The sequence below is a fragment of the Falsiroseomonas frigidaquae genome, from assembly GCF_012163145.1.
GTDB classification, from domain to species: Bacteria; Pseudomonadota; Alphaproteobacteria; order Acetobacterales; family Acetobacteraceae; genus Falsiroseomonas; species Falsiroseomonas frigidaquae.
Map to the genome: position 1 here is coordinate 70,974 of NZ_JAAVTX010000010.1, position 20,326 is coordinate 91,299.

A 20,326-nucleotide genomic window follows, 5' to 3' on the forward strand; every position below is an offset into this window, starting at 1 on the left:
CTTGGCCTCCCGCCTCCCTTCGTCCGGCCACCGGAGCCGCGCTTCCTGGCGGTGCCCGCCGCCATGCCCCTGCGGGAGGCGTGGACCCTGACGCCGCCGGCCTGCGGACCTCCGCCCGCGCGGGCACCCCCCATCCTTCCGACGCTCGCCTGAACGGTCGTCATGCCGGCGCCGCTGCCGGTGCATGCCTGTTTGCGTATTGGAAGGATCATCACATGCGTCGCCCACTCCTCCGTGCCGGTCTCCTGGCCTGCGTTGCCACGGCCTTGCCTGCTTTCCCAAGCTTTGCGCACGACTTCCGTGCCGGAGACCTCGTCATCAACCATCCCTGGTCCCGTGCCGTCGGAGCGCGGGCGCAGACCGCCGCCGGGTACATGTCGATCGTGAATCGCGGTTCCGCGCCAGACCGCCTCATTTCGGCCGAGACGCCGATGGCGGGGAGCGTCGAGGCCCACGAGATGAGCATGACGGATGGCGTGATGCGCATGCGCCCGATGCCGGAGGGCATTCAGCTTCCGCCCGGCGGCACGGTATGGCTGCGCCCCGGGGGCATGCATCTCATGCTGGTCGGGCCGACCAGGGCCTTTGTGCCAGGCGAGCGCGTGCCCCTGACGCTGCGCTTTGAGCGCGCCGGCGCCGTGACGGTGGAACTGGAAGTGGCCACCGCGGGCGCCCGGGCGCCTGCCGGCGAACATCACGGAGACTGAGCATGCTCCGCGCGATCCGCTGGGCGGCCTGGGGCGGCGTTGCTGTCCTGGGCCTGCTGCTGCTGGCGACCACCGGCGGCTGGCTCGTGACCGACGGGCCGCTGGGGCCCGAACGCGTCGCGACCGGGCCGGCGAGCCTGTCGATCGGCGGGCCCTTCAGCTTGACCGATCATCGTGGGCGAGCGGTCACGGAGCAGGATTTCCGCGGCAAGCCGATGGCGGTCTTCTTCGGGTTCACCCACTGCCCCGACGTCTGTCCCACCACCCTGGGCGACATGACGAACTTCATCGCAGCACTCGGCGCCGATGCGGACCGGGTGCAGTGGATCTTCGTCAGCGTCGATGCGGAGCGCGACACGCCACAGGCGATGGCCGACTATCTGACGGCTTTCGATCCGCGGATTGTCGGACTGAGCGGGTCCGAGGCGCAGATTAGCGACGTGGCGCGCGCCTTCCGGGTCTACTACCGGAAGGTCCCGCTCGAAGGCGGCAGCTATACGATGGATCACTCGGCGAGCGTGTTCCTGCTCGATGCCGCGGGGCGATTTGCCGGAACCCTCGACTACAAGGAAAGCGAGGACGTGGCGGTTGAGAAGCTGCGGATGCTTGCTGCGTCTCGCTGAGGCAGATCGCGAGACTTGCGTCGGTGGCGCTGAGCAGGCCGCCTTGCCCAGACCGCCGTGGGCAAGGCAGCAACCCGAATCATGCGAGGCCCGGTTATGGGCGAAGTTCGCTGAGAATCAGATCATAGAGCTGCTGCGGCCCGAACGAGACCAGCGGCCGCCCGTTGACGAAGAAGGTTGGAGTCCTGGTCACTTGCAGCGCCTGGACGTCGGCCATGTCGACCGCGAGCACCTGGGCGACACCCGGCAGGCGCGCGTCCCGCCGCGCCTGATCCACGTCAAGGCCCGCAGCCCCCGCTATTCTCCAGGCATTTTCGAGGTTGGGGGCGCCATGAATGGCCCATTCGGGCTGGCGCTCATACAAGGCTTGAAGAACGACCTCGAACCGATCCTGTCGCCGGGCTGCCTCAAGAATGCGCACGGCCTCGTCCGAACCCTGGTGGAAGGCTGCGTAGCGCAGCACCAGTTTGACGTCGTTGGGGTGCCTGGCAAGGATTTGCTTGAGGATGGGGTGGAACGCGCGGCACGCCTCGCAGGAGGGGTCGAAAAACTCGACGACCGTGACGCGGGCGTCCGATTCGCCGATGACAGGTGAATGCGGACGGACGAACGCATCGCTCGGTCCAGTCGCGGCCGGACCTCCGGCTTCGCCTCGGGAATAAAAAATGGCGGCGCCGCCGAATGCGGCTATCGCCGCGACGGTCGTCCCCAGTACGAGCACACGCCGGTTCATGACCGTTCCTCCCGAATCAGGGCCAACATCAGGACAAGGATGGCCGTGAAGGCCAGCAACGAGAGAAGGGGAATGGGCACCGTACCCAGCAGCATCATGTTGCTTCCTGAGCAGGATGGTCCGGCACCGCAGGGCTGAATGGCCTCGGACACCACGCCGAAGTAAAGAAGACTATGCCAGGCGGCGAGCAACCAGCCGATTGCGGCGAGACCAGACACGTAGGGCCACACTGCGGCATCCGAGCGATAGCAGGCGATCGCCAGCAACACTGCCAGCGGGAACATGAAGATGCGCTGGTGCCAGCACAGCGTACAAGGCACCTGCCCCAGGACTTCACCGATGAAGAGGGCGCCCAAGGTGGATACCAGGGCAACCGTCCAAGCCGCGAAGAGGAAAATCCAGGCTTTCCCTTCGCGATTGGATGCCTTGCTGGGCAAGGTCACCGCCATCACACGCCTCACTGCCATTGGACTGCTTGTTGCCTTGATCTTTGAACCATCTGGAGAGTGATGGCCATCGCCGCCGCGCTTCATAGTTGGCGTCGCAGGCTAGGTCATCAACGTCACCCTCGCCGCCGTCGGCCACAGCCTCCGCCTTCTCGCGACACCGCAACGCCTGCAAGCTGTACGTCTAGCCTCCGGCGACCGATTTGAGACCCGCCGAGACAAGGGTGAACAGGGCGAAGCCGCCGACGAAGGCCACTACGGAAAGGCGATTGTCTTCGCGAGCCTCGTGCGCCTCCTCCAGCATGTCCTCCACGGCCGCCACGGTAAGCAGTCCGGCGACAAAGGCGAGCGCTGCCATCCTGACTTCGTCCGACGCGCCTTTGAGCAGCAGGTAGGAGAGCAGCGCCGCGCTGGTCGCGAACAGGAAGAACGAGGCCGAGAGCAGGATTCGCCGGCGACGCGGTACCCCCTTGTTCCGAAAGTTTGCAACGGTCGCGTAGCCCTCGGGCAGGTCAGCCAGAACTTGCCCGGCTGCAAGCACCAGGCCGAGGCCTGAGGACACCGCCACGCCGGTCCCCAGCATAAGCCCGTCGCTTGTCAGGTCCACGGCAACCGCGACGTAGATCATCCACATGCCCGTCCGGCCGCCCTCTCCCCCGCCTCCTTGCAGACGCTCGACCAGCGTCTCGGTCAGCAGGTAGGCCCCGCCGCCCGCAGCGAAGGCAGCGGCAAGCCACCAGGCGGGGAGCACGCCCAACGCTTCGGGGATGAGCTCAACCGACACGATGGCGATGACGATGCCGGCGGCTGCGTGCAGGGCGAGGTTCAGCAGGCGCGGGGACGTCGTCAGGAATTCGGCTGCCATCCCTCCGGCGAAGTTGCCGGCACCGGGCAGGAGGGACAGCAAGAGGACGTACCAGATACCGTCCATCTCGACCCTCCGTCCTAAACAAAGGCCATCAACCCTGCCCGACGAGCGACCGGTCGTGCCGGATCGCATCGGCGGGCTCCAGCTGCAGGGTGGCGTGCTCCACGCCGAAGTTCTCTCGAAGGCGTTGCTGGATGCGCCGGCGCAGGGCATCAGCCGCAGCAAGGTCGCTCTCCGTCACGGCGACATGCGCCTCAAGGGCGATGCGCTCCTCGTCCGGCTGCCAGACATGAAGGTGGTGCACGTCCTTGACGCCCTCCATCCCGCGCAGCTCGGCCTCGAGCCGTTCGTAGTCGAAATCCTTCGGCGCGCTCTCCATCAGTACGGCGATGGCTTTGCGGATCTCGTGCCAGGCGTGGATGAAGATATAGACCGAGATTGCCGCGGTGATCAGCGGATCCACCCAGGCGATGTCGTAGAGGAGGATCAGCACGCCGCCAACGATCACCCCGACTGTCGCGAGCGTGTCGGCGAACATGTGGAGGAAGGCCGACTTGATGTTCAGGCTGCCGCGGTCCTTCCACAGCAGCCAGGCCGAGATCGCGTCTTCGACGAAGGCGATGGCGCCGACGATCACCATCGTCCAGCCGCCGACCTGCGGCGGATCGAGCAGGCGTGAGACCGCTTCGTAGGCGAGGTAGATCGCGATGACGAAGAGCGTGGTCAGGTTGATCAGGGCACCAACCGTCTCCGCGCGGGCATAGCCGAAGGTGCGGCGGCGGTCAGGCTTGCGTTTCGAGATACGCCAGGCAGCGTAGGAAATGCCGAGGGAAGCGGCGTCACTCGCATTGTGCGCGGCATCGGCGAGCAGCGACAGGCTGCCTGACACCAGCCCGCCCACTACCTGTGCAACGGTGATGCCCACATTGAGCGCCAACGCCCCTAGCAGGCGCTTGCCTTTGCCGCCTGGATTTTTGCTTTGCTCGGCGTGCCCGTGCGCATGCATGGCCTGCGGCCCTCCCTGCGCCTCGAACGTTGTTGAAGGTATTGAGGTTGCGACGATGTTTCGTCGCGAATGTCCGTAGTTTTACGTGGAGCTCGTCTCAAAGAGAGACGGAAAGACTATTAGCCGTTGAATACTGTCCGGCGGCGCGCCTGGCGCCGCCGGGTGACTGAGCGCCGGCTACTCGGCTGCGGCAGCGCCTCCGTTTTGCTCGTTGCGGGCTTGGAAAATCCATAGAAAGTCGCAGGCGCGCTGGGCATGTGCCGCAGCCACGAAGATGAAGCGCTTGTCGCTGGCCAGCACGCGCAGCCAGGAGCCGATATAGGCGGCACTGTCCTCGCGCAGGTCGTGGTCGATGCCGAGGGAGGCGCAGGTGAAGGCGGCCGTGAGCTCCGCCAGGATCTCCTCCACCGCCCGCGCCTCCTCGCTGTGCCGGCGCGTGATCGTCTCCCGGTCCAGCCGCGAAGAGTGGCCGGTCCAGTGGCCCATCTCATGCGCTAGCGTCGCATAGTAGGCCTCCGGGTAGATGAAGTCGGCGATCGCCGGCATGCGGATGTAGTCGAGGTTGGGCGTGTAGATGGCCCGTTGCCCGCCCGGCCGGATGTCGGCGCCTGTGCTGGCGAAGAACCTCTCCGCCGCCTCGATCCGCTGCACCGGTGCGGCTTCGGCCGGGTTGCTGGCCGGGTGGAAGCGCTCCGGCAGCCCGTCGATCTGGTCCGCGTTGAACACGGCGTAGCTCTTGAGGAACCAGATGCGCCGCTCCTCCTCCTCGCCCTCCGGCGTCTCCTCCACCCGGCGCAGCGTGTCGCTGTAGCTGACGGTGGTCGCCTTCTCGCCGCGTCGGACCTGTCCGCCGAGTTCCTGCGCCTGTCGGTAGGTCATGAAGTAGGGGGAGGTGTAGCAGCGGGCGCATATGGCCATCCATAGCACCAGGGTGTTGATGCCGCGGTAGGGCTGGCCAGTGTGGCGTAGGGGGAGGCAGGCAGCGGCGGTGCGCCAGGGGCGGCGCCAGGGCTTCAGGCCGAGTTCCAGCTCGGTGAGGATGGCGTTTGTAACTGTCTGATAAAGGTCGGTGCGCCCGGTTTCCTCACACCCCGTGTTGCTGGTCTTGGTGTTGCCCGTGGTCGGCTCGGTGCTGATCTTCCTCATCTGGTCTCTCCTCGAAAAGCGACAGCTTTTCGGGGGCGAGGCCCGCGCCGGAGAGCGGAGGGAGGGGGTCCAGGTCAGCGGGGCCGGAGGGGTATCTCCCGGCATTCTGCTTCTGAATGTCGGGGACACTGGCCCGGCTGCCCGCAGGGTCGCCTGGACGCCCGGGAGGCCGCAGGCCTCCAGACAAGGCCGCGTCCGCGGCCGAAATCAGGCTGCCGGTGAATTGGCAGGGCATCCTGGCATAGACACGGCGCCGGCCCCGAAATCCTGTTCCCTATATGTTCGGATGCCTGCATAGTGACCGCATGCTGCCGCGCCACCTCCCCGCACTGTCTCGACCGTCCACCCTGGAGACCGCCGGCGCGACGGCTCCAGCAGGTTGGTTAAGTCGGGGGGCCAGCGAGGGAGGTCTGGACGAGGCGGAGGCGATGGCGACGGTGCGCGCGCTGCATCCGGCTTGGCCACTGACGCTGGCCCGCGAGGTGGCGGCGCGCCGGCTCAACCGCTCCCTCGCCGAGGAGGCGGCTCCTTCCCAGCGCTCGCCAGCCCCGCCTGCGGCCCTGCTCCGCCGCCTCGCCACGCCGGCTTTCCACGATTCCGCATCAAGCGAGCGGCATGCATCGTTTCACGTCGGTTTCGGGCCGGCGCCACCAAGTCCTGAGGAAGCGACTGGCACAGGCTCGCCGGCATGAGCTTTGTTTCTGCGCTCGATCCCGAGGTACTCCGACGGATGCGCGAGATCCTTGCCGCCAGCATCGCTACCCGCTCCGCCAGCCTCCGCGAGGCGGCCGCCGAAGCCCGCGGCCTTGCGCGCGGCCTTTGCCCGAGGCAGCCCATCGCGGCGCTGGACGAGGCCGTGACAGCGCTGCTGATCGAGCTCGGCGCCCACGCGCCACCGGCACCTCTCGACCGGGATGGCCAGGGGCTGCGTCCGGCCGATCCCGCGGAGGTGGCCGACAGCCTGGCGTTTGCCATGCGCTTCGACGCGCGCGGCAAGGCGCGGCGCACCGGCGTCGAATACGCCTCCAAGATCGCTGCCGAGCAGCTGGTCCAACGTCTGCTGGCCAGCGGCTTCGTACTGATGCGCCGGGCACCCACCGCCCCGCATCGGACGCCGTAGACAACCAGCGGCGGCACAATGCCCAGCGACCCCGCCTACGGCTTCAACGTCGAGGGATCTCGCGCGACTAAGCGCTTTGCCTGCCTTGCGCCTACCGTGTCCGCACCTTCAGTCGGCGCGACCTGGTGGCGCTCGTCGGGCGTGACGCCGACTGCACCTGATCGGCCTACACGGGGAAATCTGGCGCAGCGACCGCCATGAGCCGCCGCTCACCGGCTGGGTGATTGATCAGCCGGCAGCAGATCAGCAACGCGGCAGAAGGCTGGTGGAGCCGTAGCACGAGGTAGGACCCGAGGATGCGCGACGCCAGAGCTGGCGGACGCGATTGCCCGGTTTGGTCGACCCGGCATCCCTTGATTGAGTTGTCACGACCGGTGAGGTGCGGTCCCGCGACCGCACTGCCGTATCGTTCCCGCCACCGCTGGAGGCCTCGGCTTGATCCACAGACGGCGCAGAGAGCGCGACGGGGACGTCAATTCTCGGCTATCCTGACCCCGATGAACGACCAGGCCGAGCCACGGCGCCGGGACGCGCGCCTTCCGTGGGATCTGCACTCTGCGTTGACAGAGGAGCGGCTCTCGGCCTGCGCACGCCTCCTCGCTCGCGGGCGTGCCGACGCGGTGGCAATGGCCGATCCCTGGGCCGGCGACGACGCCTGGTCCATCGGCTGCCGCGCCTACTCTTTCTCACGCAACCGCCTGCGCCAGGCGGCCGAGGGCGGCCGCTATCGTTGGCTCGCCGTGCTCGATGCCACGCACCACTTCGTCTTTCTCATCGACGGCGTGCCGGTGCGCTTCTTCCGCGGTGACGCAGAGGAGCCGAGCAAGCGCACGCTGCGCCAACAGGAGAGCGAGGCACAGCAGCTGGCACTGGTCCTAGGAGACGCCGGCGGGGCGGACGGCCTGATGTTCCGGCTCGCTGTCGAAACGGGCGAAGGCGGGGAAGTGCGGCGCGTGGTCTTCCTGGCGCTGCGGGGCGAAGAGGGTGCAGTCGAGTGCTTTTGGCCGGTTCCGCTCGGTAACGACGACTTGTCGTCGGCGCGTCGCAATACGGCAGCTAACTTGGCTCCCCCACTTGCCACTGCTTCCTCGCGGCGCTTCTCCTGAGTCTGGTCTCACGTTTCTGACCGTCTTTGCTAATCCGGTTTTGTTCCACACGCCGGAGTGACCGCATTTCAATGCTTTGCGCACGCAACGACAGATGATTGTCTCTTGAGAGACTTTTGCCACCAGTGGTAGCATTGCCTATCGCAACTCCACTGATGGCGTACCGAAGTGCAAAATTTGGTCATTTGCAGCGAGCCCGCCACCCGCGCCAGCCGAATGAACCAGTTCGCGTCGACGCCGGTGCGGTCTAGCCTCCCGGCCGATTCGGGACGAGGCGCGGGCGAACGGTGGGCGACACGCTCGGCGAGGCAGATCTACGCGGGGGCATTGCCCGCGGCGGCACAATCGAGAACGTCGTCGTCGTCGCCTACTGCGACGCGGGAGGCGGGGTCGAGCACGTCCCCTACATCCTTCCATCCTGGCGCCGCGGCTACGTCGCCATTGCCCTGTTCCGCGGCCCTGGCGTGCGCGCCTGGCGCGACCTGGACCGCTTGCGCCGCTTCCTTCGCGACGACCTGGGCTTCGCTCTGCCCATTCCCCTCTACGACGACGGCTGCCCGAAGCTCGCACGCTTCAAGTCGCTGCTGCCCGCCGGCGCCACGGACTCTCGCGTCCGCGCTACCAACACGCCTCAACCCGACGAGGACGACACCGGGTCGCCGCCACCAGACTGACGCGGCGCGGCGCGGCCGGGCGGTGGCCGCGTGATCCTCGAACTCGCCGCTTTCCTCGAGCTTGCCGCGGCCTGCGCCCCCGGCGTCGCGCCCGAAACCCTCGCCGCGATCGCCCGCGTCGAGAGCGGGCTCGACCCGCTGATCATCGGCATCAATGAGCGAGGCGCCGCGCCGGTCCGCTCCGCGACGCCGGCCGAAGCCGCGACGCGGGCAACCGCGCTGATCGAGGCGGGCAAGTCCGTCGATCTCGGCCTCATGCAGATCAACAGCCGCAACCTCGGCTGGCTCGGGCTCGCGGTCGAGGACGCCTTCGACCCCTGCCGCTCGATCGCCGCCGGCGCGCGCGTGCTGACCGCCTTCAGCGCCTACAACACCGGAAGCCCGAGCCGCGGCCTGGCCAATGGCTACGTCGCCCGGGTGGTGTCGGCACGGGCGGCCATGGCGGCGGCACCGGCACGCCCCTCCCCTGCCCCGCTCCCCGGCCCGGCGCCGGCGGCCTGCGCCCCGTCCTGGGACGTCTGGGCGCGCTGCCCCGCCGCCGCGCCAGCACCGCGGAACCCCGATCCGGCGGATGCCGACGAGCAGGCACCCCCGTCCGCCGAACCCGTCCGTCTCAGGGGCAGCCTCGCCATGGGAGCAGATACCCGATGAAGACCCGATCCTTTGCGACCGCATCCGCAGTGACGGCGGCCGCGCTTCTCCTCCTGCCCTCGCTGGCCTGGGCGCAGGCCGGCGGCGGTGCCGATCCCTTCTCGACCGGCGTCCAGTGGTTCGTCTCCGGCCCCGCGCGCGGCGTGGCCATGCTGTCCGTCGCCGCCGCGGCGGTGCTGGTCTGGTTCCTGATGGGCTCGCTGCGGCTTGCCGGCTTCGTGCTCGGAGGCGGCCTGATCCTGGCCAACGCGCAGACCATCGTCGGCTGGATGGGGTTCTGACCGTGGACGCTGCCGAGGAACCGCGCGGCCCGCGCACCGGCCCCATCCCGCTCGGGGCGACCCGGCCGCCGATGGTGCCGTTCGTCGGGCTGCCCTTCTCGGCGGCGATCCCGCTGCTCTTCGCCGCGGCGGAGGTCCAGATGGCGGTCGGCGGGCTGAAGGGCGTCGGCTATGCGGCAATGCTGCTGGTCGCCATCGGCCTGCCGCTGAGGGCCTGGGTCAGCTTCGACTGGTACGCCATCGAGGTCCTGATGGCCTGGGGCCGCACCTCTGGCCCCGCGCTGGATTCCGCCCGCTGGGGCGGCGCCAGCGTCTCGCATTTCCCGCTCCATCCGCGCCATCGCCGGCGCGAGCCGCGGGGGATGGCGGGATGATGGAGTTCCGCAAGCTCGCGGCGCATGAGCGCGCCGGCACGACCTACGCCCGGCACCTCGGCCACATCTCCGACGGCGTCGGGCTGATGCGGGACGGCTCGGTGTTCGCCGTCATCGAGGTCGGCGGCTTCCCGCACGAGATGGCGGGCGATGAGGCGGTGAACGCCCGGCACGCAGTCCGCGCCGCGCTGCTGCGCAACATCGCCGACGAGGACGTCGGGCTCGTCGAGCACTTGGTGCGGCACGACGACGCACCCCGCTTCACCGGCCCGGCGCCCGCCGAGCACGCCACGCCCTACGGCGCCGAGCTCTCGCGCGATTACGCCGGCGCCTGCCTACGCGAATTGATGACCACGACCTGGCTGCTGACGGTGCTGGTCCGGCCGACCTTCGCCGCCCGCGGCTGGCGCGCCATGCTCGGCCTCGAGCCGCGCGAGGAAGCCGCACGGCCTGGTCCCGGGCTGGACCGGCGTGTCACCCGCCTGGAGGACCGCGTCCGCGCTTGCATGGAGGCGCTGGCACCGCTCGCCCCGCGCCGGCTCGGCGTGCGGATCGAGGGCGAAGTCGCCTTCTCCGAACTGGCCGAGGCACATCGGCTTGCGCTTTACGCGCGGCGGGCACGGGTGCCGATGGTGGCGCCGGGCTCGCTTGGCGCCTCGATCTACACCGACCGCGTCGTCTGCTCCTCCGCCTGCTTCCGCGTCGAAGCCGCCGGCGTGCCGGACGTGGAAAAGCCGCACGGGCTGATGCTGGGCTTCCGCGTCTATCCCAACCGCTGGCGGGTCGGGATGTTCGACGCGCTGCTCGCCCTGCCCTTCCGCTTCGTGCTGACCAACAGCTACGACTTCCACGGGCGGACCAAGGCGGGCGACAAGCTCGCCGTCCGCGCGCAGCGCATGGAGAATGTCGGCGACCGCGCCGCCTCCCTGCGGGACGAGCTCGACGACGCCATCGACGCGATCGACCGCGGCGAGCATGTCATGGGCTCGCATCACTGGTCGCTCGCCGTGCATGCAGATGGCGTGGCCGGGCTGGAAGCCAATGCCGCAGCAGCGCGGTCGGCCGTGACCGACGCCGGCGCCGTGCTGGCGGCCGAGGATGTCGGCATGGAGGCGGCCTATTGGGCGCAGCTGCCGGGCGCGCCCGCCTGGCTGCGGGCCCGCGCGGGCGCCCTGCCCTCCGTGGCCTTCGCTGCCATGTCCTCCCTCCACGCGCCACCGCGTGGCGATGCCCGGCACCACTGGGGCCGGCCCCTCTACCGCGCGCGCACCACGGCCGGCACGGCCTACGACGCGCCCTGGCACCTCCGCGACGTCGGCCATCGGCTTCGGATTGGCCCGACCGGCTCCGGCAAGACGCTGCACATGGCTTTCGAGACGGTGATGCTCGACCCGCTCGTGCGCGCGCGCGGCGGCCGGCAGATCGTCTTCGACAAGGATGGCGGCAATGAGATCCTCGTCCGTGCCATGGGCGGAGCCGTTGCACGGCTACGCCGCGGCGAGGCCTCCGGTGCGGCGCCGCTCCGTGCTTTGCCTGATAGCGAGGCCTCGCGCGCTTGGCTGCACGAGTTCCTGACCGGCCTGATCATGGACGATGGCCGCGGCGCGCCGACGCCGGAGGACACCCGCCGCCTCGCGCTCGGCGTCGCCTTCGTCATGCGAATGCCGCTTGGCCTGCGGTCCATTGCCGGCGTCAGGGAGTTCCTCGGCCACACGGACCCCACGGGGGCAGGCGCAAGGCTGGAGAAGTGGTGCCGCGGGGGGCCGCTTGGATGGGCCTTCGACGGCGAGACAGACCTACTGGACTTTGGCGGGGCCATCGCCAGCGTCGACCCGACCGCGCTCCTTCCGGACGGTGCCGTCATGCCGGCTATGGCGGCATACCTGCTGCATCGCGCCGGGCTGGTTGTGGACGGCCGACCGACTGTCCTCCACGCGGACGAGTTCCGCGCGTACCTGCCCGACCTCCGCCTGGTGGGCGGCCAGCGGCAGGCGCGGTTCGACAAGGGATTCGAGGATTTCGCGCTGACAGGCCGCAAGCAGGAGCTGTCGCTCGACATCGCCACGCAGCAGCCGGAACACATCCTCGACCACCCCGTTGGGCCATCACTGGTGGCTCAGTGCAAGACGCGGGCGCTCTACCGGAACCCGGATGCGCGACGCGGCCCCTACCTTGACGGACTCGGCTGCACCGAGCGCGTATTCCAGGCGGTCAGCCGCGACATGCTCGCCGGGCCACATTCCTTCGTGCTGATGCGCGAGGAGACGTCGGTCCTCCTGCGGCTCGATCTCACCCCCCTGCCCGGCCACGTCGCCGTCCTCTCCGGCCGCGCCAGCACGCTGCGCGCCATGGCCGAGGCGGTCGGCGAGCACGGCACCGATCCCGCCCGCTGGCTACCGGCCTTCCGCCGGCAGCTCACCGCCCACGCAGCATGAGGAGGACGCGCCCATGAGCCTCACCAGGATGGCCCTTACCCTCGCGCTGGCAGTGGCCGCCGCCGCGCCGGCCTCCGCCCAGCTTGCCGTCATAGATGGCGCGAACCTGGCACAGACGACGGTGACCGCAGCCCGCGCGCTCCAGCAGATCGAGCAGCTGCGGCAGCAATACGGCCAGCTCGTCCGCACCTACGACGCCATCGCCCATCCGACCTCGATCGGCGGCGTCGCCGGCGCGGTCCGCGGTTTGTCGCGCACGATCATGCCGCCTGCCACGCAGGTGCCGGACATGATGGCCGGCCGCAGCGGCGAATGGGGCCAAGCCAGCACCATGCTGAATGCCGACCGCCTCTACGCACCCGCGGAGCGCGATGAGTGGGCGCGCGAGATGGAACGGCGTGAGCGGGTCACCGCGAATGCAAAGGCGATGGCCCAGGCCGCCATCGAGGACGCCGAAGCGGAGATTTCCTCGCTCGACGTGATGCAGGGCGAGGTGGAGGCGGCGCCAGACGGCACGGCAGGCGTCGCCGTCGGAAACGGGCTCTCCCTGGCCCGGCAGCGGCTCGACGCATCGCGCCTCCAGCTGGAGCAGATCCGCCTCATGCTCGCGGCCGACGACCGGGTGACGACGCAGCGCGGCGAGCAGGCCTGGCGCCGGGACGTGGACGACTGGATGACGCGGACCCGTCCCGCGCTGAACGGCTGGTGACCGGCATGCGCGCCGTTTTGCTCGCCCTGGCTCTCTCCTTTCTGGCCGGCGTGCCGGCCAGTGCGGCTGAGTTCGACATCCCTTGGTTCGAGGCCAATCCCTCGGCCCGCGCCCAGTGGCTGCGGGCGTGCCGTGACGACACGCGGATCGCCCGCGACGCGCGCTGCGGCAATGCCGAGATCGCCGAGAACCGCGTCCATGCAAGGCGCCTCGGCGCGCAGTCGGGCGTCCGCTCCGGGCAGCTTCCGCCGGCATTCGAGACGCCGATGCTGCTCGATGCCGCACGCGCTGCCTGCGCCAAGCCGCCTGCCGAGCGCGGGCTTCTCGGCCGCTACTGCCCGCGGGGGAGCTGATACGGCGTGTACGAGCAGTTCGCCGCCTTCTCCGACCAGATGACGACGGCCTTCCTGGACAGAACGATCCAGGCTGGCATCCAGACGGCGCTCGGCTGGATGCGTGGTGCGCTGATGCTGATGGTCGCCGTCGCCGCCGTGCTGGTGTGGACGGGACGGCTGGACCTCTGGTGGGTGGTGCGGCGGGTGGCAATTGCGCTGATCATTATCGCCCTGTTGCAGACCGGCGCCTACAACCAATACGTCCGTGATTTCTTCTGGACGACGGTGCCGAACCTGGTCGCCACGGCCTTCGCCGGCGGTGGCGTCACGGTCACGGCGGCGCGCCGGTTCGACGTGATCTCCGACGCCGCGTCCCATGTGGTGGCCGCAGCCGACGCGCAAGCAGGCGGCCTATGGAACATCCGGGCGCAGTTCGGTATCGCGCTCGCACACGGCCTCATGCTCATCACAATCGGCCTGTGCTTCGCGCTCTGGCTTGTCGCGCGCGTCGCAACGGCCCTGCTGATCTCGGTCGGGCCGTTCCTGCTGATCGCAGCGATCTTCGACGCAACGCGCGGCTGGGTGATCGGCTGGGTGGGTAAGCTGGTCTCCCTGGCCGTCTGGTCGCTGTGCTCCACGGCGCTGGCCGAGATGATGCTCGCCGGCACCCTGATGTGGGTCCAGCGCACCGCCGCCTACGCGGCCGGCCTGTCCGAGCGGGTCGATGCGCTCTGGAAGCTCTGCGTCTGGATCCTGATCGACTTCGCCGTGATGCTGGCCCTGCCCTACTTCGCCTCCGTCGGATCGGGTGCCTCCAGCGGCGTCCATGCGGGCGCGTCCAACCTCGCTTCGGTCGCCAGTGCCGCCATGGGCCGGATTGGCCGGGCCGCCTCGGCCGTTTCGCGCGCCTCCAAACAGGGCCGCTCTTGATGATGCACCCTCCCCTCCCCCCTGAAGGATCTGGAGCCGCCGCCATGCGTAAAGCCCTGGCCGCGTTCATATTTGCCCTTTGCTTCACATCGGCATGTTCGTCAGACCGTGTGGCCGCGTCCTGTTCCGGGACGGCCTTCGCCCTCAATCCGGGGCTTTGGACGCCGGCACCCGGGGAACTGCCTGAGTGAGCGCCGCCACGGGTTTCCCGCCAGAGTCCAGTCGTGCGGCGCTCGTGCCGTCCGGCCAGCTTGCGGAGGACTATGCCCGCGTGCTGGCGGCGCACGAGGCCGAGTTGGCCCGCGACCGGCGCCGCCAGCGCGGCCACCTGGTGCTGGCCTCCACCTTCGGCCTCGCGACGCTGGCGCTTGCCGGCGCCCTCGTCGCCGCGATGCCCCTGAAGCGGGTCGTACCCGTCTTCGTGCACATAAACTCGGACGGCACCTACACTACCACGGTCAACCAGTCCGACGTGCCGCAGTCCCTGCGCGAGGCGACGATGGCCTCGACGCTCTGGCTCTACGTGTCCGCCGTGGAGCGCTTCAACACCGCGACCCACGCGGACGACCAGCAGATCGTCTTCATGCTGTCGGACCGAGCGACGGGCGACACTTTCCAAGCCCGTACGGACGCCCGGAGCCCCGAAAGCCCGTGGCGGCGCTTTGGCTCCCGCACGACGGTGCGCATCGAGCGCATTTCCGAGGGTCTCGGCTGCGCATCGGGCGGGGCCTGCCTTGGCCGCGACCCGGACGCCTACGTGGTTCGCTTCCGGCGCATCGAGAAGACCGAGGGCCAGCGCGAGGTCGTCACCCAAAGGCAGGCCAGCATCCGCTTCCAACTGGTCCCCGAGATCCCGGCATGGCAGCGCGTGACCTACAACCCGCTCGGGCTCCAGGTGGTGGAGTACTCCTGGACCGACGAAGGGAGCATGCGATGATCCCGCGCTCCCGCGTCGCCGCTCTTGCCGCAGCCCTTTGCACCGGCACCGTCGCGCCCGCCCTGGCGCTGGAGGAACCGGCGCCGTGTTCCGCCCGCGCTGGGGCCGACCCGCGCGTCCGCTGCGCCAACGCGACCACGGACAAGGTGGTGCTGCTGCGCGCCGAGCGCGGCGCCGCCCTGCTCATCGAATTGCCGGACGGCGAGCGCGTCGTCGGTGTGCCGGTCAGTGACGACATGCTGATGCGCGGCGGCCGCGCCGGCTCGGTTCGTGTGGTGGCCGAGGGTCCCGGGCCAGCCGAGGACCGACCGACAGTGGACGGAAATCTCTCGGTCGCGGTGCGCGGCAGCACCGTCGTCCTGAAGCCGCATGCGGACCTAGTACCCCAGCCCTTCTTCGTGCTCACCGAGCGCGATGGCGGTCGCCCGACCCGCTACCGCTTCCAGCTGGAGACGGTCGGCACCGGTGCCGGCTTCTACAGCGTCAGGCTGCGCAACGTCGCCGCCGAGGAAGGCGACCGCCGGGCACGGTGGGAGACAACGGCGGCGGCGCGCCAGGAGCGCGCCGCGCGCGAGCGCCTCGCGCAGGCCAGCGCGGCACCGTGCAGCGCCGCAGCCGGGGTGCATCATCGCTTCGCCGGCCGCGGCGACGCCGCTTTGGCGCCGCAGGAGGCCTGCGACGACGGCCGGCAGACGCATCTCCGCTTCGCACCAGGTCAGCGCATCCCAGCCGTCGAGGCGTCGCTGCCAGACGGCCGCGACGGCGCGGTCGGCGTGACGCCTGGGCCGGGCGGTTGGGTCACGGTCCATGCCCGAGCGCCGCGGCTCACGCTGCGCGACGCCGGCCGGGCGCTCTGCATCCTGAACCTCGGCCTCGGGATGCCCGGGCGTGACGACCGGACCGGCACCGTCACGCCAGGCGTTGTGCGTGAGGCCGTCCAGCCGCTGGAACGCCGATCATGAGCGGCTCCGCCGCCCCGCCGCCCGCCCCCGTCGGGGGCGCACGGGCGCCCCTTTCGGCTGGAAGCAAGCTCGGGCTGGTCGCCGGCGTCGCCGGCCTGCTCGTGGTGCTCTACTGGATGGGCGGCGGCGACGCGCCTCGTGCCCAGCGGGAGGACATCGGCGGCTCGGCCGGGCCGGCAGGGGCGCTTCGCAGCGTGGTCCTCCCGCCGCCGGACCCGCCGTCCCTCCCTGTGATGCCTGCCTCGATGCCGGCGTCCCTGCCCGCGCCGCAGCAGCCACCCCGCCCCTACCCGTCGCGCGCCGCCACGCAGCCCGCCCGCGCAGCGCCGATCATGGCGTGGGAAGCGGCACGGGACGTCGCGGACGGGCGCGGCGCTGCGGGGGGCGGCGATCCCCTGCGCGCGGAGGTCGCCGAGGACGCGCTGGCCACCCGGCTTCAGGCCACCCGAACGCCGCCAACGCGCGCCCGGCGCCTTCGCGATCCGGACCTCACCATCACCATGGGGGCGGTCGTGCCCTGCACTCGGAACACGCCAGTGAACACACAGCTTCCGGGCTTCGTCGCCTGCACGGTGCCTGTCGACGTCTACGGCACCTCCGGTCGCGTCGTCCTGCTCGGCGCCGGGACGCGCATGGTCGGCCAGATCCAACGATCCCTTGAGCACGGCACCAACCGTGCGTTCGTCCTGTGGACCCGGGCGGAAACGCCGGACCACGTCATCGTAGATCTGGCGAGCCCGGGCACCGATGCCCTTGGCCAGAACGGCATTGCGGTGGATGCGCACACGAATTTCTGGGCCCGCTTCGGCGGCGCGGTGATGCTGTCGTTCATCGATGCCGGGCTCCAGGCCGGGGCCATCGCGGCCTCGAACGCGGCCGCCGGCAGCGACGGCAGCGGGCAGCGCCTGAACTTCTTCCAACTTCAGGCGGGCGGACGCGGAGCGGCTGCACAGGCGCTCGAGGCTACCGTGAACATCCCGCCTTGGGGCACCGCGCCGCAGGGTGAGGCCGAGGCGGTCTTCGTCGCCCGTGACCTCGACTTCAGCGACGTCTACCGCCTGCGGGCCACAGGCCAATGACGAGCCCCGCCCTCCCTCTGCTGGCGCACGCCGCGGCTCCCTTGGCGCCCTTCTTCGAGGACCCGGAGACGGAGGACGTGGCGGTGAACGGACCGGGCGAAGCCTGGGTCCGCCGGCACGGCACCTGGGAGCGGCATGCCCTTCCCGAACTCGATTTCCCGACGCTCGAAGGCGTCGCGATTCTCTCGGCGGCGCTGCGCGGGCAGGACGTCGGCTGGTTCGCACCACTGCTGGCGACGGAGGCTCCTGGCCCGGGCGGCGCGTTGCTACGGCTCCAGGCCTGCCTGCCGCCCGCCGTGCCCACCGGCACCGTCAGTCTGACCTGGCGGCGGCCGGGCGACGGCGCGGCGCCGCTGGAGGATCTCTCCAAGCGCTATCGGACGGAGGGTTGGAATCTCTGGGATCGTCGGCATGACCGGCGGGCCGCTGCGTCGGGCCGGGTGCTTGCCGCCTTCGATGCGGGCGACGCGGCCGGCTTCCTCGCCGAGGCGATGCGGGCGCGGCTGAACGTCTGGATGTGCGCCGCCACCGGCGGCGGCAAGACAACGCTCTTCAAGTCCCTGATGCGCGAGGTTCCGGAAGGCGAGCGGATCGTTACTGTCGAGGACGCCGCCGAATTGGTCGTGCCGCAGCCGAACAACGTCCGCCTGCTCTACAGCCACGGCGGCGCGGGCTCGGCGACAGCCGAGGACCTGATGGTCGCGGCGCTCCGGATGCGCCCCGACCGGATCCCCCTGCAGGAGGTCCGGACCGGCGAAGCGGCCTGGGTCTACCTCAACGGCATCATGACCGGGCATCCCGGCAGCCCAACCACGATCCACGGTCGCAACCCGGCGGAGGCGTTCCGCCGGATGTTCGCGCTCTGCAAGGGTACGCCCGGCGGCGGCGCCATGGATGATGCTCGCCTCGCCCGGATGATCGCCGACGCCGTGGACGTGATCATCCCACTGCGAACCGAAGCAGGCGCATTCCGCATCGGCGAGGTCTGGTTCAAGGACGACGCGGCCCGCCGCGGCGACACCGCCGCCGACCTCCTGGCGCAGGACTGACCGCCATGAAGGGGCTCCTCCTCGCCGGCACGTCCGCCCTCGCCATCGCCGCAGCCGGATGGACTGCGATCGCCAGCGCCACCACGCTCGTCCTGGCTGGCCTCTGGGAGCACCCGCACTTCGCCACCGGCCTGGGCTGGACCTGGGCCTGGTGGTCCTATGCGCTGGACGACCATCTCCGGCAGGCGCTCGGCAGCAGGCTTTGGAGTGGCGCCGCAGCCGGCCTTCTCGCCCCCGCGATCCTAGCGCGGGCCGGATGGCTTGGCCGGACGCGGCTGCGCCAAGCGTTTGGCCTGGCGCGGAAGCCGCGCCGCGGCGCGACCGCGAACCATGGCGCGGCGCGCTGGATGGACATGGCGGAGGCCCGCGAGCGCTTCCCGGGGCCGGACGCCGACGTCGGTGGCGTCGTGGTGGGCGAGGCCGCGCGGCTCGACCTCGGCGAGGCACCGGGGGCGGCAGCCCTGCTGGTGGATCCCTGCCGCGAGGGACCGACGCATTCGATCGTCCTTGCCGGCTCCGGCGCATTCAAGACGACGTCTCTCGTCGCCACGCTGCTGACCTGGCGGAAGTCGCGCGTCGTGATGGACCCGTCGGCAGAGCTTGGGCCGATGCTGGAAGGCGCGCTGTCCGACATGGGGCAGCAGGTCGTGCAGCTGCGGGTCGGGGATGGGTCTGGCTTCAACGTGCTGGCGGCGATCGACACAGGCGAGCCGCTGGCCGAGATGAAGGTCCGCGCGGTCGCGCAGCGGGTCGTCGGGCCCCTCCCCTCTCGCGCCGACGACAACGCGCAGCGCTGGAAGGCGGCGGGCCGGGACATCGTCACCGCGTTGCTGGCCCACATGATGTGGGACGACGCCGTGCCGCCGGAGGAGAAGACGCTGCGGCGCCTGCGTCGCGGCGTCGCCCTGCCGGAGCCCGAGCTGCGCGACGTGCTCGCCGGCATCCACGCCACCAGCAACAGCCCGATGGCACGCGACGTGGCTGGCACACTGATGAACCTGGTGCCGGAGACCTTCTCCGGCGCCTACTTCAACGCAACCGGCGACACAGCTTGGCTGTCGGCCGACGCTTACGCCGAGATGGTCAGCGGCGACGCCTTCGACGCGCGCGACCTGGCGCGCGGCGACCTCTCGGTCTTCCTCCAGGTGCCGCTCGACGCGCTGAAGGAGACGCCCGCGGTGGCGCGCGTCGTGGTCGGCTCGCTGCTCGACGCCGTGATGGCCGCCGACGGCGTGGTCGACGGGCGCGTGCTCTTCGCGATCGACGAGGCCGTGCTGCTCGGGCCGCTTGCCGCGCTCCAGGTCGCGCGGGACCAGGGCCGCAAGTACCGGATCACGCTGCAGCTCTTCTACCAGTCCGAGGGCCAGGTGGAGGAGGTCTGGGGCCGGCCGGGCCGGGAATCCTGGTTCGACGGCGTGTCCTGGCGCGCCTACGGCGGCGTGCAGTCGCTCGCCACGGCGAAGGACCTGTCGGCCGCGCTCGGCACCTTCGGCGCGGTCGCCGTCAGCCGCGGCTCCAACAGCGGCACGAGCGCGCGCGGCCTGGAACTGGGCTCCCGCTCGCGCGGGTCAAACCTCAACGAGCACGAGATCGGCCGGGAATTGGCGAAGCCCTTCGAGGTGCTGCAGGAGATCGCGCGCGACGAACGCATCGTCCTTGTCCCCGCCGGGCGGCCCCTGCGTTGCGGGGCGGCGGTCTACTTCCGCCGCCCCGCGCTGCAAGCGCTTGTCGCCGAGAACCGCTTCGCGCCGGCCATCGCGGGGGGCGCGCCATGAACGAAGCGACGGATCTGCTGTCCCGCAAGCTGGATGCGCTGCTCACCGGCCAAGCTGAGGCCGCGACGCGGCTGGACGGAATCGAGGACGCGCTGCGTAGCGTGGTCGCCACCGTCGCTGGGCTCGTCCCGATCCTCGGCACGCACCGCGAGATGCTACAGCGAATCCTTGAGGCTGCCGCCGCGGAGGACGCGGGCGGCTCCGAACTGGCCGAGGCGCTGCGCCAAGTCGAAGCCGCGCTAACCGCCATGACGGATGCCCAGGCGCGCACCACGCAGGCGCTCTCCGGCCTGCCGGAGGCAGTCGAGGAGGCGGCGGCGCGCGGCGCTCGTCAGGCCATGTCGCGGGAGCCCGCGCGGTGAACGTCTGCGAGCCCTTTC

The 20,326-nt window shown here is 70.2% G+C and carries 23 protein-coding genes; 18 read left to right on the forward strand and 5 right to left on the reverse strand.

Features of this window, described 5'->3' with window-relative positions; all coding sequences use genetic code 11:
- Nucleotides 1-215 precede the first annotated feature (215 nt).
- A complete protein-coding gene (locus HB662_RS27490; RefSeq protein WP_168055019.1) occupies nt 216-707 on the forward strand; it encodes a copper chaperone PCu(A)C in 492 nt (163 codons plus the stop codon).
- A gap of 2 nt (nt 708-709) precedes the next feature.
- Nucleotides 710-1,330: an SCO family protein gene (locus HB662_RS27495; protein WP_168055021.1), complete on the forward strand. Its 621-nt coding sequence runs from the start codon at nt 710-712 to the stop codon at nt 1,328-1,330.
- A 94-nt stretch (nt 1,331-1,424) separates the two neighbouring features.
- Here the strand turns inward: HB662_RS27495 and HB662_RS27500 are convergent, their stop codons facing one another.
- From HB662_RS27500 to HB662_RS27520, 5 genes are all read right to left on the reverse strand, one after another.
- Nucleotides 1,425-2,063, reverse strand: coding sequence for a DsbA family protein (locus HB662_RS27500; RefSeq protein ID WP_168055023.1), 639 nt, complete (start codon nt 2,061-2,063; stop codon nt 1,425-1,427).
- Nucleotides 2,060-2,512, reverse strand: coding sequence for a disulfide bond formation protein B (locus tag HB662_RS27505; protein ID WP_168055025.1), 453 nt, complete (start codon nt 2,510-2,512; stop codon nt 2,060-2,062). Before HB662_RS27505 ends, HB662_RS27500 begins: the two co-directional genes overlap by 4 nt.
- 181 nt (nt 2,513-2,693) lie before the next feature.
- A complete protein-coding gene (locus HB662_RS27510; protein ID WP_168055027.1) occupies nt 2,694-3,440 on the reverse strand; it encodes a ZIP family metal transporter in 747 nt (248 codons plus the stop codon).
- A 28-nt stretch (nt 3,441-3,468) separates the two neighbouring features.
- Entirely contained in the window at nt 3,469-4,383 is a 915-nt protein-coding gene (locus tag HB662_RS27515) for a cation diffusion facilitator family transporter (protein WP_168055029.1), read from the reverse strand.
- Between the two features lie 177 nt (nt 4,384-4,560).
- Complete coding sequence (locus HB662_RS27520) at nt 4,561-5,529, reverse strand: ArdC family protein (RefSeq protein WP_168055031.1); 969 nt, start codon at nt 5,527-5,529, stop codon at nt 4,561-4,563.
- A 730-nt stretch (nt 5,530-6,259) separates the two neighbouring features.
- Here HB662_RS27520 and HB662_RS27525 point away from each other — a divergent pair.
- The 16 genes from HB662_RS27525 (at nt 6,260) to HB662_RS27600 (ending at nt 20,308) form a co-directional block, all read left to right on the forward strand.
- Nucleotides 6,260-6,649, forward strand: a complete 390-nt coding sequence (locus HB662_RS27525; protein WP_168055033.1) for a hypothetical protein — start codon at nt 6,260-6,262, stop codon at nt 6,647-6,649.
- Between the two features lie 497 nt (nt 6,650-7,146).
- On the forward strand, nt 7,147-7,755 hold the full coding sequence (locus tag HB662_RS27530; RefSeq protein WP_168055035.1) for a hypothetical protein: 609 nt from the start codon (nt 7,147-7,149) through the stop codon (nt 7,753-7,755).
- A gap of 287 nt (nt 7,756-8,042) precedes the next feature.
- Nucleotides 8,043-8,429 (forward strand): hypothetical protein, encoded by a 387-nt coding sequence (locus HB662_RS27535; protein WP_168055037.1) that lies wholly within the window; start codon nt 8,043-8,045, stop codon nt 8,427-8,429.
- A 30-nt stretch (nt 8,430-8,459) separates the two neighbouring features.
- Complete coding sequence (locus tag HB662_RS27540) at nt 8,460-9,080, forward strand: transglycosylase SLT domain-containing protein (protein ID WP_168055039.1); 621 nt, start codon at nt 8,460-8,462, stop codon at nt 9,078-9,080.
- Complete coding sequence (locus HB662_RS27545) at nt 9,077-9,361, forward strand: TrbC/VirB2 family protein (protein WP_168055041.1); 285 nt, start codon at nt 9,077-9,079, stop codon at nt 9,359-9,361. The genes HB662_RS27540 and HB662_RS27545 overlap by 4 nt, the downstream gene beginning before the upstream one ends.
- Nucleotides 9,362-9,363: 2 nt before the next feature.
- On the forward strand, nt 9,364-9,735 hold the full coding sequence (locus tag HB662_RS27550; protein ID WP_168055043.1) for a VirB3 family type IV secretion system protein: 372 nt from the start codon (nt 9,364-9,366) through the stop codon (nt 9,733-9,735).
- Nucleotides 9,732-12,170 carry a VirB4 family type IV secretion/conjugal transfer ATPase gene (locus tag HB662_RS27555; protein ID WP_168055045.1) on the forward strand — a complete coding sequence of 813 codons (2,439 nt, stop codon included), beginning with the start codon at nt 9,732-9,734 and terminating at the stop codon, nt 12,168-12,170. The genes HB662_RS27550 and HB662_RS27555 overlap by 4 nt, the downstream gene beginning before the upstream one ends.
- A 13-nt stretch (nt 12,171-12,183) precedes the next feature.
- Nucleotides 12,184-12,879 (forward strand): type IV secretion system protein, encoded by a 696-nt coding sequence (locus tag HB662_RS27560; RefSeq protein WP_168055047.1) that lies wholly within the window; start codon nt 12,184-12,186, stop codon nt 12,877-12,879.
- Nucleotides 12,876-13,232: a hypothetical protein gene (locus HB662_RS27565; RefSeq protein WP_168055049.1), complete on the forward strand. Its 357-nt coding sequence runs from the start codon at nt 12,876-12,878 to the stop codon at nt 13,230-13,232. Before HB662_RS27560 ends, HB662_RS27565 begins: the two co-directional genes overlap by 4 nt.
- Nucleotides 13,233-13,238: 6 nt before the next feature.
- Nucleotides 13,239-14,144 (forward strand): type IV secretion system protein, encoded by a 906-nt coding sequence (locus HB662_RS27570; protein ID WP_168055051.1) that lies wholly within the window; start codon nt 13,239-13,241, stop codon nt 14,142-14,144.
- Between the two features lie 187 nt (nt 14,145-14,331).
- Nucleotides 14,332-15,081 carry a VirB8/TrbF family protein gene (locus tag HB662_RS27575; protein ID WP_168055053.1) on the forward strand — a complete coding sequence of 250 codons (750 nt, stop codon included), beginning with the start codon at nt 14,332-14,334 and terminating at the stop codon, nt 15,079-15,081.
- Nucleotides 15,078-16,043, forward strand: a complete 966-nt coding sequence (locus tag HB662_RS27580) for a TrbG/VirB9 family P-type conjugative transfer protein (RefSeq protein WP_168055055.1) — start codon at nt 15,078-15,080, stop codon at nt 16,041-16,043. Before HB662_RS27575 ends, HB662_RS27580 begins: the two co-directional genes overlap by 4 nt.
- The gene (locus HB662_RS27585) at nt 16,040-17,122 is read left to right on the forward strand and encodes a TrbI/VirB10 family protein (RefSeq protein ID WP_168055057.1); all 1,083 of its coding nucleotides are present in this window, start codon (nt 16,040-16,042) and stop codon (nt 17,120-17,122) included. The genes HB662_RS27580 and HB662_RS27585 overlap by 4 nt, the downstream gene beginning before the upstream one ends.
- Entirely contained in the window at nt 17,119-18,171 is a 1,053-nt protein-coding gene (locus HB662_RS27590; RefSeq protein WP_168055059.1) for an ATPase, T2SS/T4P/T4SS family, read from the forward strand. Before HB662_RS27585 ends, HB662_RS27590 begins: the two co-directional genes overlap by 4 nt.
- Nucleotides 18,172-18,176: 5 nt before the next feature.
- Complete coding sequence (locus tag HB662_RS27595; RefSeq protein ID WP_168055061.1) at nt 18,177-19,946, forward strand: type IV secretory system conjugative DNA transfer family protein; 1,770 nt, start codon at nt 18,177-18,179, stop codon at nt 19,944-19,946.
- The gene (locus HB662_RS27600) at nt 19,943-20,308 is read left to right on the forward strand and encodes a hypothetical protein (RefSeq protein ID WP_168055063.1); all 366 of its coding nucleotides are present in this window, start codon (nt 19,943-19,945) and stop codon (nt 20,306-20,308) included. Before HB662_RS27595 ends, HB662_RS27600 begins: the two co-directional genes overlap by 4 nt.
- Nucleotides 20,309-20,326: the final 18 nt, after the last annotated feature.

Excerpts from the sequence above, each read along its gene's own strand:
- HB662_RS27490 (WP_168055019.1), top strand. The coding sequence starts at position 216 with ATGCGTCGCCCACTCCTCCGTGCCGGTCTCCTGGCCTGCGTTGCCACG.
- HB662_RS27585 (WP_168055057.1), top strand. The coding sequence starts at position 16,040 with ATGAGCGGCTCCGCCGCCCCGCCGCCCGCCCCCGTCGGGGGCGCACGG.
- HB662_RS27505 (WP_168055025.1), bottom strand. The coding sequence starts at position 2,512 with ATGGCGGTGACCTTGCCCAGCAAGGCATCCAATCGCGAAGGGAAAGCC.
- HB662_RS27590 (WP_168055059.1), top strand. The coding sequence starts at position 17,119 with ATGACGAGCCCCGCCCTCCCTCTGCTGGCGCACGCCGCGGCTCCCTTG.
- HB662_RS27580 (WP_168055055.1), top strand. The coding sequence starts at position 15,078 with ATGATCCCGCGCTCCCGCGTCGCCGCTCTTGCCGCAGCCCTTTGCACC.
- HB662_RS27555 (WP_168055045.1), top strand. The coding sequence starts at position 9,732 with ATGATGGAGTTCCGCAAGCTCGCGGCGCATGAGCGCGCCGGCACGACC.
- HB662_RS27595 (WP_168055061.1), top strand. The coding sequence starts at position 18,177 with ATGAAGGGGCTCCTCCTCGCCGGCACGTCCGCCCTCGCCATCGCCGCA.
- HB662_RS27525 (WP_168055033.1), top strand. The coding sequence starts at position 6,260 with ATGCGCGAGATCCTTGCCGCCAGCATCGCTACCCGCTCCGCCAGCCTC.
- HB662_RS27530 (WP_168055035.1), top strand. The coding sequence starts at position 7,147 with ATGAACGACCAGGCCGAGCCACGGCGCCGGGACGCGCGCCTTCCGTGG.
- HB662_RS27515 (WP_168055029.1), bottom strand. The coding sequence starts at position 4,383 with ATGCATGCGCACGGGCACGCCGAGCAAAGCAAAAATCCAGGCGGCAAA.
- HB662_RS27560 (WP_168055047.1), top strand. The coding sequence starts at position 12,184 with ATGAGCCTCACCAGGATGGCCCTTACCCTCGCGCTGGCAGTGGCCGCC.
- HB662_RS27600 (WP_168055063.1), top strand. The coding sequence starts at position 19,943 with ATGAACGAAGCGACGGATCTGCTGTCCCGCAAGCTGGATGCGCTGCTC.
- HB662_RS27520 (WP_168055031.1), bottom strand. The coding sequence starts at position 5,529 with ATGAGGAAGATCAGCACCGAGCCGACCACGGGCAACACCAAGACCAGC.
- HB662_RS27510 (WP_168055027.1), bottom strand. The coding sequence starts at position 3,440 with ATGGACGGTATCTGGTACGTCCTCTTGCTGTCCCTCCTGCCCGGTGCC.
- HB662_RS27500 (WP_168055023.1), bottom strand. The coding sequence starts at position 2,063 with ATGAACCGGCGTGTGCTCGTACTGGGGACGACCGTCGCGGCGATAGCC.
- HB662_RS27495 (WP_168055021.1), top strand. The coding sequence starts at position 710 with ATGCTCCGCGCGATCCGCTGGGCGGCCTGGGGCGGCGTTGCTGTCCTG.
- HB662_RS27545 (WP_168055041.1), top strand. The coding sequence starts at position 9,077 with ATGAAGACCCGATCCTTTGCGACCGCATCCGCAGTGACGGCGGCCGCG.